Consider the following 14,500-nt stretch of genomic DNA (forward strand, 5'->3'; position numbering starts at 1 on the left):
GTTATTTTGAAATCTTTCTTAGTTTTTATTAGTAAATAAGATGCGTTTGCCCTGCACTGCTCCCCGAATCAAACAAGCCATCCCTAAGAACATTCCCTGATCCACCCGCATCAAAGCCACGAATTGTAAAATTAGTTGCCGACGAATAATATCCGCTCCTTTGAGTAACACCAGGGACATTTTTGAGCGCATCTTCTATACGGGTCGCTTGCTGATCGCGAATCACCTGCTGCGGGACGACTTGAATCGATTGGGGAATGTCACGCAGGGGGGTGTCTGTTTTCGTTGCAGTGCTGGCATTCGGTACGCGATACCCATCTTGCTCTCCCGTCACCACCAACTCAATCGGCTCATCTTCCTGCACTGATGGTTTCTCCTGCGGTGTTTCACTCGTTGGCTGTTCACCTTCAGGTTGCTGTGGTGGTTGCATTGCTGTTGCAGCAGGTGTCAAACCAAAAATCAATCCTTCATCACTGTCAAATAACTCAACAGTTGGCAATCCTGCTTCACCCGCCACTGTCACCCGAATAGTATTAGCATCAAGGTTTGTAACGGTTATCACAGTAATACCCTCAGCTGGCTTTTGCGAACGGAATGTGAAAGCATCACCATTAGGTAAACGCAATTGAGCATTAGGTATATCAGCGATAAAGTTATTCTCAGCACTGCGATTTATAATTTGCAGTTTGTCTCCACTAGTCGTCTGTAAAATTACCTCCACACCTTTCTGGGTGGGTTTAGCTTGCACTCCCGTCACTTGGATTACACCCCCCTCAATCTTCTCTTGGTAAGGGGGGACATTTGGTGCTGGTGACTGTACTAGCATTCTGGCACTAGTATTAGGAAGCTCTATCTCATTGAGTTGGGTAATCTCTCTAATTATTCGGGATTTACGTAGTAAGGATGCAATAGATTTACTCTGTATTTGTGACTTTGGTATTTCTTGAGCCGTTACGCTCATTGCACAAAAAAGCCAAACCGAACTTATTAATAATAAAATTTGCGATAACTGCTTTGGTTTCATTGGCTACTCTATACACTTGGCTATACTATAGAAAATCAGTGTCAGTAGTATTTATGACTTACTTTACTATGATTTCGAGAATAAATCTTACAGGAAATGGCTCACCAATTGCAAGTTTTTATCATTTATTCTTTACAAAATTATTTACATAACGATCTATCCTTAAGCATAGTTACCGATGTGACTTTATTTCACTCTCTTACTGACTTTCAGAAATTGTTTCATTCGAGTTTTACCTTCTTGCAACTGTTGAGTTCTAACATCAGTTTGATAAGAATTTGATGATTGTTTGCTGTTGGCTAGATTGATAAACTCAGCTAAAGAACTGATAGTCGGATATCTAAATAAATCGAGTATTAATAAATCTTTTTGAAATATTTCCCGCAGTTGGCTATGAACCTGAACCATTAATAATGAATGTCCACCTAGCTCAAAGAAGTTATCGTTAATGCCAACCTTTTCTATTTTCAGTGTCTTCTGCCAAACCATCGCAATAGATGTTTCTAAATCATTTTGTGGCTTGATGTAGGTGGTTTCTAACTGTGGACGAAGATTATCAGGTATTGGCAGTGATTGTCGATCTACTTTACCATTAGGTGTTAATGGCAGAGCCTTCATTGATACAAAGGCAGCGGGTATCATATAATCAGGTATTTTCTCTCTGAGAAAACTCCGTAATTCACTAATTTTAAGAGTCAATTCCTGTTCAGATAATACATAGGCTACTAGCTGCTTGTCTCCAGACATATCTTCTCTGAGTACAACTACAGCTTCTTTAATAGTAGGATATTGAGTTAATCTGGCTTCAATTTCTCCAGTCTCAATACGGAAACCACGTATCTTAACTTGGTTATCAATGCGACCAATGTACTCAATCTCTCCATTTGGTAGATAGCGTGCTAAATCTCCTGTCTTGTACAGACGTGCAGACGGCTGCTCGCTAAAAGGGTGAGGAATAAACTTCTCTGCTGTCAAATCAGGACGGTGGAAATACCCCCGTGCCAGTCCTTCACCACCGATATACAATTCACCTGGTATACCTATAGGAACTAACTGATGATATTGGTCGAGGATATAAAGCTGTGTATTTGCAATTGGGTGACTAATTGGTACAGTGTTGTTAAGGGTTTCTACTAAGCTAGCTGCCGACCAAATAGTGGTTTCAGTCGGTCCATACATATTCCATAAAGAATGACATTGTTGCCGTAATTGATTGGCTAGGTGTCCAGGTAAGGCTTCACCACCACAGAGAATTTTTAATTGATAATTACTATCCCAGCCTGCTGCCAAAAGTAATTGCCATGTCGCTGGTGTGGCTTGCATAACTGTAGCTTGGGAATCAGTTAACATTGCTGATAGTTGTGTTGCATCCCAGGCTACTTCCCGACTGGTAATTACCAAGCGACTACCTACAATGATTGGCAAGAACAGTTCTAGGGCGGCAATATCAAAGGAATAGGTAGTGACTGCTAGTAAGGTATCTTCTTTGGTGATACCTGGACTTTGCTGCATCGCAAATAAAAAGTTGCTCAGAGCAATGTGGGGTATTTGCACGCCTTTTGGTTTGCCTGTGGAACCAGAGGTGTAGATTGTATATGCTAGGTTGTCAGTTGTTAGTTGACAGAATAAATTGTCTTGGCTTTGTTGGGCAATCAGGTGCCAATTAGTATCTAAACAAACGACTTGAGCATTTTGTTGCGGTAATGCCGCAACGAGCGATGCTTGAGTCAGCAACACTGGCGCTTGAGTATCTTCTAGTATAAATTCTAATCGTTCTTTAGGATAACTAGGGTCTAGTGGTATGTATGCACCACCTGCTTTGAGGATGGCTAATAATCCGATTATCATGTAAAGCGATCGCTCTACACAAATACCCACCAATAGCTCTGGTTTGACTCCTAGCGTTCGCAGGTAGTGGGCCAATTTGTTAGCTCGTTGATTTAGTTCCCGATAGGTTAACTGTTGGTCTTCAAATACTGCTGCTACTGCATCAGGTGTGCGTTCTACTTGTGCCTCGAATAACTGATGAATGCATTGCTGTTGAGGATACTCAACTGCTGTATCATTCCGCTCCACAAGTAATTGATGCTGCTCAGTTTCCTTTAGCAGTGGTAACTCCGACAATCTTGCTTGTGGATTTATCACAATTCCAGACAACAACGTTTGTAAATGTTCTACCATCCTGTGGATAGAACTTTCTTTGAATAAATCAGTACTGTATTCTAAATTTCCAACTAATCCTGACTCGGTTTCTGTTATGAATAAGGTTAAATCAAATTTAGCACTATGACTATCACTTTCCACAGGACTTAAAGTCAAATCAGGCAGATCCAAGGCAGACATTGGTGCATTTTGAAGCACAAACATCACTTGAAACAATGGTGTACGACTTAAGTCTCGTTGTGGTTGCAGTTGTTCAACTAACAACTCAAAAGGCAAATCCTGATGAGTGTATGCTCCTAATGCTACTTCCCTTACCCGTTTTATTAGCTCCTCAAAGCTAGGATTTCCTGCCAAGTTAGTTCTCAGTACCAATGTATTGACAAAAAATCCAATTAACCCTTCTATCTCTGCTCGATTACGGTTAGCAATGGGTGAACCAACCACAATATCTTCTTGCCCTGTGTAACGCCATAGCAGTGTTTGGAAAGCTGCTAACAGAGTCATAAATAAGGTACTTCCCTGCTGTTGACTGAATTTATTCAGAGCTACACAGAGTTCATCTGATAGCTCAAATGAGTAAGTTGCACCCCGGAATGTCTGAATTGCTGGTCTGGGATAGTCTGTGGGTAATTCTAATACTCTGGGCGCATCTTCTAACAGTTTTTGCCAATAAAATATTTGAGTTTCGAGTACTTCTGCTTGCAGCCATTGTCGTTGCCAAGCGGCAAAGTCTACATATTGTATCGGTAGTTCAGTTAAGGGTGATAATTGTTCATTACAGAAGGCTGGATAAAGTGTTGCCAACTCTTGCACCAGTACGCCGATTGACCAGCCATCAGAAGCAATGTGGTGCATTGTCAGTAGTACAATGTGTTCTTGTGCATCCAGACGTAATAGTTTTACTCTCAGTAGATGATCGCTGCTGATGTCAAAGGGTTGTTGTGCTTCTTGTGCAGCTTGTTGCCTGATTTCAACTTCTTGTTGAGCTAAAGGGAGTTCGCTAATATCGATTGTTGGTAATAATATTAAAGGCTTTGCTTTAGAGATAACAGTTATTGCTTGTCCTTCAACTGTCTGGAAATTGGTTCTCAATGCTTCGTGGCGGCGTAGAATTTCGTTGAAAGTTTGTTGTAGCACCTTGATGTTCAGTTCTCCTTGGAGGCGAACAGCCGCAGGTATGTTGTAGAAGGGGCTGTCTGGTTCTAATTGAGCTAGGAACCATAACCTCTGTTGAGCAAATGACAGCGGTAATTTTGATGTGCGCTCTATCTGCTCAATCTTTGTTGTTTCAATTCCTAAGCCTGCTTTGATGGTTGTTTCAATTTCTTTGGCTAACAGGGCGATTGTCGGTTTTTCAAATAAATAACGTAAAGGCAGTTCTATTTTAAATACTTGCCGAATTTGGGAAATGACGCGAGTGGCAATTAATGAGTGACCTCCCAAGGTAAAAAAGTTATTATGAATTCCTACTTTTTCTAGTCCCAATATTTCTGCCCAAATTCCTGCTAATAAGTTCTCAATTGGTGTGGTAGGCGGAACATAATTGGATGATGATAACTGTGTTAATTCAGGTGCTGGTAGGGCTTTGCGGTCAACTTTGCCGTTGGGTGTCAGTGGGAGCGCCTCTAATATAACAAAAGTTGCTGGGATCATGTAATTTGGCAACTTTGACTCCAGGAAGTTGCGTAATTCGGAAATTACTAGTATTTGCTCTTTTTGTAGAACTACATAGGCAACTATACGTTGAGAATCTGCTAAATCTGAGCGTACTACAACTACAGCTTCTCGGACTACTGGGTGTAGACTAATGAGTGCTTCAATTTCTCCGAGTTCAATGCGGAAACCACGTATCTTAACTTGATTATCAATTCGACCTATATACTCTATCTCTCCATTTGGTAGATAGCGTGCCTTATCCCCAGTTTTATATAACCGTTCCCCTGGCAAGTTTGCGTAAGGATTGGGAATAAATTTATCCGCAGTCAGTCCTGCTTTGTTTAGATAACCACGAGCTAAACCTGCACCGCCAATGTACAACATTCCTGGTACACCTACAGGCACAGGTTGTAAATTTTTATCTAATAAATAAATCTGCGTGTTATGAATCGGGCGACCAATCGGTGGGGTGTTACTAGCACCTTTGTATATCCAAGCAGAAGTAGAATAAGTTGTATCTTCAGAAGGTCCATATAGGTTAAATACTTGTTGTATATTATCTTGCTGATAAAGCTGTTGTACGAGTTGATTATGAAGCGGCTCACCTGCTACATTCACAGTCTGGACTGAAGTTGGAATACTATTATTTCTAAGTAACTGTGAAATTACACTCGGGACAGTATTAACTAAGGTTACACTCTTAGCTGCTAGCAAAGTTGGTAAATATAATCCATTCTCGATTAAAATCACTTTGCCACCGCAACACAAAGGAACAAACACTTCAAACACCGAAAGGTCGAAGCAAATCGAGGTTGATGCTAAAACTCCTTGCATAGCTTCAATCGCAAAAGTTTTCTTTGCCCAATCCAACATTGCAACTGTGCTAGCGTGTTTAATCATTACGCCTTTTGGTCTGCCTGTTGAACCAGAGGTATAGATCACATAAGCTAGGTTGTCAGTAGTTAGCTCACAGAGGAAATTTTCCTGGCTTTGTTGGGCTATCAGATGCCAATCAGTATCTAAACAAACCACTTGAGCTTTGTGTTGCGGCATTGCCTCCACAAGCGATGCTTGAGTTAGCAACACTGGTGCTTGTGTATCTTCTAGTATAAATTCTAATCGTTCTTTAGGATAACTAGGATCTAGTGGGATGTATGCACCACCTGCTTTGAGGATAGCTAATAGTCCCATTATCATGTAAAGCGATCGCTCTACACAAATCCCCACTAATACCTCTGGTTTTACTCCCAATGAACGCAAATAATGTGCTAGTTGATTGGCTCTAATATTCAGTTCACGATAGGTTAGCTGTTGCTCTTCAAACACCACTGCTACAGCATCAGGTGTGCGTTCCACTTGAAACTCAAACAATTCATGGATGCACTGGTTACTTGGATAGTTGGTCTGGGTATTATTCCACTCTACTAGTAACTGACGCCGTTCTTTTGTAGAAAGAAGCTCATGCAATTCATAGCGTTGTTGGGGGTTGCTCACTATTGCTTGTAGAGTTCTAGCATAGTATTCAGTAATACACTTGATTTGGTCTAAGCCAAATTCAGAAGCATCGTACTTAAGCAAGAGTGTTACTAGAAAAGAGCTTGGGTCTTGGTTGAAGTCAGCTATCAGAGGAAAGTTTGTTTCTTCATAAAACTTGCCACCCAGAAACTGCACATTTTTACCTTCTAGCACTGCCTGATAAACATGAAAATGTGTGAAATTAAATGCAGTCTCAAACAGAGGCAGACCACCCAAGTTCTTCTGTATTTCTGCGAGTGGATATCGGCGATGTGGCAGCCATTCCTGCTCTACCTTAAACACCTCCTGCACTAAGTCTACCCAAGTGCCTCCAGACCGTTTGAGACGAAATGGCACAGTATTGAGGAACAAACCAAGAGTTCGGTCTCCATCCTTATGTTCTAGGCGTCCATTAGTGACTACACCCGTGAGTACGTCTGAATGTCCGCACAGCAGGCTTAACACTCGCAGATGTGCTGTCAGCAAAACACTTTTGAGTGGAATTCGTGTGGACTGGGCTAGCTGTTGTAATCCTTTAGAAATTTCAGCAGATATTGGTACTTCTTGTTCGCTTACTTGCTTGGCTTTAGCCCCCAGAAGGATAAAATTCCAACGAGGCAAGATAGTTATAGTTCTATCTTGCAATTTTTCTGTCCAGTAGCGCTGAGACTCCTCAGAGATAATCGTCTCTCGCTCCAAAGCAACAAAGTCCCGAAACAGGCTTAAAGGTGGTAGTTCGAGAAAATCAGCTTTTTCATTCAACAAGGAGAAATACTGCCCAAACAACTCACTCAACATTGAAGCCACACTCCATCCATCTAGAATTGCATGATGGAAGCTGACAGTCAAATAAAATGTCTCCTCAGTGCAGCAATGAACAAAAAAGCGGAGTAAGGGAGGTATACTCCAATCAAACTGTCGTCTTTTTTCTTCATCCAACCAGGCATTTAGGGCATCCTCGAATTCGGAAGTTGAGAGATGATACCAATCCTCTACTTGTAATAGAATATCAGTGTTTTGATGAACCAGTTGCAATGGCTCACTAAAGTCAGTTAGGTGGAATGAAGTACGTAGTACAGGATGACGATTTACCAAAAGTTGTATAGCTGCTTGCAAAGCTTGAATTTCGAGAGGAGCTTGTAGGTAGTAGGTGAAAACATCGTGATATGTTGTTCCCTCTGGACTATACTCACTATGAAAAACCATTCCTCTTTGGAGTATGGTAAGTGGATAAGCATCTTCTACACACTCGGGTAATCTATGTTTCTCTTCTGGAGATATGAGACTGAATGGTTGAGTTTCTTCCGTTTTTATAATTTGGGATTCTGCCGTTTCTAGTGCCCCTAATAGTTGATAAATAGTTTGATGTTGAAACATCTGCTGTATTGAGAAGCTCAAACCTTTTTCTCGTGCTAGAGACTGAACTTGGATACTACGGATGGAATCTCCACCTAAGGAAAAGAAGTTGTCGTGAATACCCACCTGTTTTAAACCAAGAACTTTAGCCCAAAGATCAGCTAGTATTTTTTCTTCTTTTGTGCAGGGTGCGACAAAAACTTCTTCTAATTCAGGTCGGGCTGTGTCAGGAACAGGTAATGCTCTGCGATCAACCTTTCCGTTCGATGTTAGTGGTAGTGCCTCTAATGTTACAAAAGTCGCAGGCACCATGTAACTTGGCAACTTTGCTTCTAAAAAGCCGCGTAGTTCAGGTATTATCAGTGTTTGCTCTTTTTGAAGGACTATATAGGCCACTATTCTTTGAGAGTCTGTTGAGTCTTTATGTACTACAACTACAGTTTCTCGCACTCCTGAGTATTGGCTAATGAGTGCTTCAATTTCTCCCAATTCAATTCGGAAACCACGGACTTTTACTTGGTAGTCAATCCGACCTAAATATTCAATGTCTCCATTAGCTAAATATCGGGCTAAATCACCGGATTTATAAAGGCGTGCATTTGGTTTATTATTAAAGGGATTAGGTATAAATTTAACAGGTGTTAATTCTGGTCGGTTTAAATAACCCCTGACCACACCAGCACCACCAATGTACATTTCACCTGGTACTCCAATGGGTACTGGTTGCCAATATCTATCTAGTAAGTAAACTTGCAAGTCAGAAATTGGACGACCAATTAGACTTCGTGATACTACTTCTAAGTCTACCATTGTTAGCGGACGATATGTGACATGCACGGTTGTTTCTGTAATCCCGTACATATTGACTAACCGGGGAAATTGGTCGCCATGACGCTCAAACCAAGGTCTTAAACTCTCAAGCTGCAAAGCTTCTCCACCGAAGATCACCAGTCGCAGATTTAGCCTCTTGGCAGTTCCCAAAGATTCTTCTACCTGTATAAGTTGGGAGAAAGCTGAAGGTGTTTGGTTAAGTACCGTCACTTGCTGTGTTAACAACAATTTGTAGAAGTCTTCGGGTGAACGACTCAGCCAGTATGGTACTACCACTAATTTTCCACCATATAGCAGAGCACCCCAGAGTTCCCAAACGGAAAAATCAAAGGCTATGGAATGGAATAATGTCCAGACATCCTGTTGGTTAAAGTTATACCAGGACTCAGTTGCTGCCAACAAACGAACAACATTGCTGTGATTGACTAAAACGCCCTTGGGTTGACCTGTTGAGCCAGATGTATAGATGATATAAGCCAAGTTATCAGTTGTACAGTCATTGATTGGGTTTTGTTGACTTTCCTGAGCTATAATTTCCCAATCTGTATCTAGACAAACAACTCTAGTCTGATGTTGTGGCAAATTCTCTATCAGGTGCTGCTGCGTTAGTAATACTGACACTTGAGCGTCCTGCACTATAAAAGCTAAACGTTCTGGTGGATACGCTGGGTCGAGTGGTACATAGGCGCCACCTGCTTTGAGGATGGCTAAGAGTTCGATGACCATCGAGAGCGATCGCTCTACACAAATCCCCACCAATACTTCTGGTTTGACTCCTTGCTTTTGTAAGTAATGCGCTAATTGGTTAGCTCGTTGATTTAGTTCCCGATAGCTTAACTGTTGGTCTTCAAATACTATTGCAACTGCATCAGGCGTTCTTGCTACCTGCGCTTCAAACAATTGATGGATGCATTTATCCTGGGGAAAATCAGTAGTTGTATCATTCCAGTCAACTAAAAGAGTCTGACGCTCAGATTCAGTTAATAGCGGTAACTCCGACAAACGATTCTCCGGTTGGGTAACAATACCCTCAAGCAAATTAGTAAAATGCCCTACCATTCTTTCAATAGTCGCAGCATCAAACAAGTCTGTATTGTACTCCCACCATCCCCAAAGTTCTGGCTTTGAATCTACTACATACAGTGTTAAATCAAATTTTGCTGTTTCACTATGGTTTTGAAGCCACTTTAAAGTCAGATTAGGTAGCACCAAATCTTTTTTAGTATCTTCTTGCAAAGCAAAGGTTACTTGAAACAGCGGAGTATGACTGAGATTTCGCTCAGGGTGTAGTTCTCCCACTAATCGCTCAAAAGGCAGGTCTGCATGAGTATAAGCTCCTATGCATACTTCGCGCACTCGACCAAGTAATTCTAAAAAGCTTGGGTTTCCAGAAAGGTCAGTACGAAACACAAGAGTATTGACAAAAAAACCAATTAACCCTTCAATACCAGTATGGTTCCGATTAGCAATTGGAGAGCCAATGCAGATGTCTTGTTGACTTGTATAGCAGTACAATTGTGCTTGAAATGCCGCTAACAAAGTCATAAACAGGGTGACTCCCTGCTGTTTGCTCAAAGACCTCACCATATCACTCAAGTGTGATGATAGCTTGAAAAATCTAGCTGCTCCTTTGAAACTTTGTACTGGAGGTCGCTGACGGTCTATTGGCAGGGACAAAGTGGTTGGAGCATTTGCCAGTTGCTGCTTCCAATAAGAAAGTTGAGTTTTTTCTCGTTCACCTTGCAACCACTGATGCTGCCAAATAGAATAGTCTGGGTATTGAATGGACAGTTCTAAAAGTGGGGAAGATTTTCCAGCAGAGAAAGCTTCATATAGTACTGCTAATTCTTGGTTAAGCACTTGTATCGACCAGCCATCACAGACAATGTGGTGAACAACTAACAACAATAAATTTTCTTGTTCACTAGTCTGCAATAACATCACTCGCAGCAATGGACTGAATGCTAAGTCAAAAGGCTTTCGAGCAATTTCAGCAGATAGCTGCTCAACTTCAGCCTCCTGCAATGCTTGCGGTAAGTTGCTTAAGTTCACCACTTGCAACTCTACACTCAAGGTGGGATGAATTACTTGAACTGGTCGATTATCCAAAGTTTCAAAAGAAGTACGCAGAGATTCATGACGTTTTACAATCTCATTAAAACTTTTCTCTAATGCTGCACAATTCAGAACACCTTTTAATTGTATACACGCAAATTCGTTGTAAATAGAACTTTGGGGTTCTAACTGTTGGAGAAACCATAATCGCTGCTGGGGTGCAGACAGAAGAATTGGACTTTTTTGAGTGCGGCGAGGAATAACTATTTGTTGAATATCAGGCTCACTTTCACCCTGTAAGCGCTTTTCTAAAATTGCTTGTTTAGCAGGTGAGAGCTTAGAGCGTCGTTTAATAATATCATCTGTTTTGCTATCCATAATATTATATTTATAAATTTTATCACTATTTTAGTAAAAAAAAACTAAGCAATTACTTGGAAATTTATATAAGAAGGTACAGGTTGAATTCGAGTTAAATCATTTTCAAAAATCACCAAATTACTATTATTATCAATCTCTTTAAAACCTGCAAATTTATAAGATAGATACATCATTCTGTTGCGATCGTTTGGTACAAACTCTGCACAAAGATGGACATTATTGCTTTGAGCTAGACTCATAATATGATTCATCATTATTGTCCCAACTCCCCTCGACATGACGCGACAAGACATTAGCAAAAGCTTGATTGTCCATAAATTAGGCTCACATTTAATCAGAACTAAACCTATCTTACCATAGCTACCATATTTATCTTCCAGACTTGCAATCAGCAGTTTATGGTTGTCTGATTGGCGAAAATGATTGAGTTCATCGTAGGAGTAGGTATAACCAGTTGTATTCAATTGGTTGGTTCGTAGCGTTAATTCTTCTGCACGCTGTAAGTCTTCTTCTTTTGCAGAGGAGATAATGAAATTCATATTGAGAGTAGCTAGGAATTCGTCTGCTGTGCCAACAAATTCTTTCTCAGCATTTTGACGCTCAATATCACTAGCATACATCAATCTTCTGATTCGTGAATCTTCCGTAATAAAACGTGGATTCATGACAGGCATATCTAAAATGTTCTCTATCTCATCTGCGTTTATACACAGGATTTCTGGTAAAGAAAATTTTACTTCTTCTAGTTCAAATAATTGATCGTCGATAAAAGATATAGCATCCATCCCAATATTAAGAGATTTAGCAATTTCTTTGATAGAAGCAGCCTTAGAGTTCCAATTTATTTGTGGGTATAAAAAATACTCTTTTAAACCAAACTCTTTTAGTTTAGCTATTGCTGTAGCATATTCGTTCTTACTAGCTATAGATTGTATGATACCACGACTATCTAAAGTCTGAATAAGATTTACTATATTTTCTCGCACAGAGACTTTATCATCTTCGAGCAAAACTCCGTGCCATAGGGTATTATCTAAATCCCAAACGACACATTTAATAACTTTTTTGTCTTTTTGTTTACTATTTACGTCTTGTTCTTGGCTACTAATCATATATTAACTTTTCTTTGCTAATTTCTTTTCCAAGCCAGTAGTAACAGTTGAAAAAAGATAATCTTGATAACCTGAGTCGGCGATAGTAATTTCTTGAATTTGAGTAGTACCTTCAATGATTTCCATGATTTTAGAGTCACGTAAATACCTTTCCACTGGGTACTCACTATTACAACCATTGCCACCATGAATTTGCACAGCATCATTTGCTATTTTGGTAGCTACTGTAGATGCAAAGTACTTAGCAATAGAAGTTTCTAAAATTGAGTTTGGGTCGTTAATATCTTTGAGATAACCAGCTTGATAACACAGCAGTCTTGCTGCTTTCACGTTAGTGATCATCTGACTAATCATTTGGCGGATTAATTGATGTTCTTTAAGATAAACGCCAAACTGTTTTCGTTCGTTTGTATACTTGATACAAGCTTCCAAACAAGCTTGAGCAATACCTACACAACCTGATGCCACACTATATCTACCATAATCAAGTGCAGTAGCAGCAATGTAGGAAAATCCAAAACCCAGTTTACCTACTAAATTTTCTAAAGAAACCTGACAGTTATTAAAGTGCAATTCTGCTGACATTGAAGCCCTAACACCTAAAATCCCAGACATTGGTTTTACTGACAGTTCAGGACTATTTTTTTCAACTAAAAAAGCAGTGGGTTTTCCCTCACATTTAGCAAAGACCAAAAATACATCTGCTATTTGTCCATAGGTAATCCATTTCTTTTGCCCATTTAAGACATAAACATCACCAGCAAGTGTTGCTGTTGTTTCTACACTTTTAGCATCGCTACCTACATTAGGTTCGCTTAACGCAAAAGCAGCAATAGTTTCACCAGATGCAAATTTAGGAAGCCAATACTGTTTTTGAGATTTATTACCCCATTTACACAAAGCATGAGCCACCATGTTGTGAACTGTCAGCAAACTCCTAATAGAAGAACATCCCCGTCCAATTTCCTCGTTGAGAATGCCATAGGTAATCATGTCCATTCCTTGTCCGCCATATTCTTGGGGTAATATAGCACCGAGAAAACCACGTTGGGCTATTTTCTTAATTAGTTCTGGCGGGGTAAATTCTTTACTATCCCATTCGCCAGCATCAGGGCATATCTCCTGATTAACAAAAGCTCTAAATTCAGCCTTAGCGTTTTTTTGTTGAGTAGACAGTTCCAGCTTCATAGTACCATTTCTGCCATATAAAATGGCAAGTTATATTTTATTACTGCACGAAAATAGCAGTTTTACGTTCAATTAAATTGGCAAGAGAATTGATTGTACGGAAATTTTCAAATTCCAAGTCCTCGTTTTCAATGGCAATCTTAAATTCTTGTTCTACAAATAAAACAAGTTGCATAGCAAACATAGAATTGACAAAACCTAGAGCAAAAATGTCTTCATTTGGTTGTAAATTATGATTGCCAAAAAACTTTGAGAGAAAAGTTTTGATTTTAGTTTGAATTTCGTTCATTAGTATTGATATTTCCTATTTATTGATATACGTAAAATCCTTTACCACTTTTTCTACCATGCAACCCTGCATCCACCATTTTTTTGAGTAAGGTGCATGGTCTATACTTGCTATCGTTAAAGTTTTCGTACAAGACTTCGATAGAAAATAAAATTGTGTCTAGCCCAATTAAATCTGCTGTTTCTAAGGGCCCCATTTTATGACCGAAACAGCCTTTAAAGATTTTGTCCACATCTTCTGCTGTAGCAACTTGGTCTTGCAATAGAAAAACAGCTTCGTTAATAGTTAACATCAACACGCGGTTGGAAACAAAACCTGGTGAATCATTGACAATGATGCATTGTTTACCCATCTGAGCCAGCATTTGTTTTGCTGTTTCAATTGTTGTTTCAGAGGTGTGATATCCACGAATCATCTCCACCATTGGCTTCATTGGTACGGGATTCATAAAGTGGATACCAACAACTTTCTCGGCACGTTTAGTGACTGAAGCGATGCGGGTAATGGGAATTGCTGATGTGTTAGCAGCGAATACACAATCTGGTAAGCAAATAGAATCTAGTATTGGATAAACCTTTCTTTTAATATCCCATTTTTCGGTGACGTTTTCTATGATAAAATCTGCATTTTCTAAATTTTTATAGTTTGTCGAAAACTCTATTTTACTGAGGATACTATCTGGAGTTTCTGTGTTGTCACTTTTTTTGAAAAAACCCTGAAAGCGGATATTATTCCTGATTTCGTGTTTAGCTTTATCCAGGATATTTTCATAAATATCTACAAGAACCACTTTATGACCTGTTTGAGCGAGGTTTTGTGCAACCCCTACTCCCATCACCCCTGCACCAACAACACCTACTGTTTGAATGTTCATAATTAATCCTAGAAGCGAATATTATCATGATTTTTATTTAAGGTTTTCCAAACTTA

The 14,500-nt window shown here is 39.8% G+C and carries 6 protein-coding genes; all 6 read right to left on the reverse strand.

Features of this window, described 5'->3' with window-relative positions; all coding sequences use genetic code 11:
- Positions 1–28: 28 nt before the first annotated feature.
- The 6 genes from ACFE93_RS24090 to ACFE93_RS24115 all read right to left on the reverse strand — a co-directional run bounded on the left by ACFE93_RS24090 (position 29) and on the right by ACFE93_RS24115 (position 14,444).
- On the reverse strand, positions 29–961 hold the full coding sequence (locus ACFE93_RS24090; RefSeq protein WP_375476967.1) for a TonB-dependent receptor plug domain-containing protein: 933 nt from the start codon (positions 959–961) through the stop codon (positions 29–31).
- Positions 962–1,210: 249 nt separating this feature from the next.
- Complete coding sequence (locus tag ACFE93_RS24095) at positions 1,211–10,978, reverse strand: amino acid adenylation domain-containing protein (protein ID WP_375476969.1); 9,768 nt, start codon at positions 10,976–10,978, stop codon at positions 1,211–1,213.
- A gap of 44 nt (positions 10,979–11,022) precedes the next feature.
- Positions 11,023–12,093: an HAD-IIIC family phosphatase gene (locus ACFE93_RS24100; protein ID WP_375476971.1), complete on the reverse strand. Its 1,071-nt coding sequence runs from the start codon at positions 12,091–12,093 to the stop codon at positions 11,023–11,025.
- 3 nt (positions 12,094–12,096) lie between these two features.
- The gene (locus ACFE93_RS24105) at positions 12,097–13,281 is read right to left on the reverse strand and encodes an acyl-CoA dehydrogenase family protein (protein WP_375476973.1); all 1,185 of its coding nucleotides are present in this window, start codon (positions 13,279–13,281) and stop codon (positions 12,097–12,099) included.
- A gap of 40 nt (positions 13,282–13,321) precedes the next feature.
- Positions 13,322–13,570 carry an acyl carrier protein gene (locus tag ACFE93_RS24110; protein WP_375476975.1) on the reverse strand — a complete coding sequence of 83 codons (249 nt, stop codon included), beginning with the start codon at positions 13,568–13,570 and terminating at the stop codon, positions 13,322–13,324.
- A gap of 19 nt (positions 13,571–13,589) precedes the next feature.
- The gene (locus ACFE93_RS24115; protein WP_375476977.1) at positions 13,590–14,444 is read right to left on the reverse strand and encodes a 3-hydroxyacyl-CoA dehydrogenase family protein; all 855 of its coding nucleotides are present in this window, start codon (positions 14,442–14,444) and stop codon (positions 13,590–13,592) included.
- Between the last annotated feature and the right edge of the window lie 56 nt (positions 14,445–14,500).

It is taken from the genome of uncultured Nostoc sp. (assembly GCF_964247315.1).
In the GTDB taxonomy this organism is placed as follows: domain Bacteria; phylum Cyanobacteriota; class Cyanobacteriia; order Cyanobacteriales; family Nostocaceae; genus Nostoc.

Coding starts and splice junctions, on each gene's coding strand:
- ACFE93_RS24115 (WP_375476977.1), bottom strand. CDS start 14,444: ATGAACATTCAAACAGTAGGTGTTGTTGGTGCAGGGGTGATGGGAGTA.
- ACFE93_RS24090 (WP_375476967.1), bottom strand. CDS start 961: ATGAGCGTAACGGCTCAAGAAATACCAAAGTCACAAATACAGAGTAAA.
- ACFE93_RS24110 (WP_375476975.1), bottom strand. CDS start 13,570: ATGAACGAAATTCAAACTAAAATCAAAACTTTTCTCTCAAAGTTTTTT.
- ACFE93_RS24095 (WP_375476969.1), bottom strand. CDS start 10,978: ATGGATAGCAAAACAGATGATATTATTAAACGACGCTCTAAGCTCTCA.
- ACFE93_RS24100 (WP_375476971.1), bottom strand. CDS start 12,093: ATGATTAGTAGCCAAGAACAAGACGTAAATAGTAAACAAAAAGACAAA.
- ACFE93_RS24105 (WP_375476973.1), bottom strand. CDS start 13,281: ATGAAGCTGGAACTGTCTACTCAACAAAAAAACGCTAAGGCTGAATTT.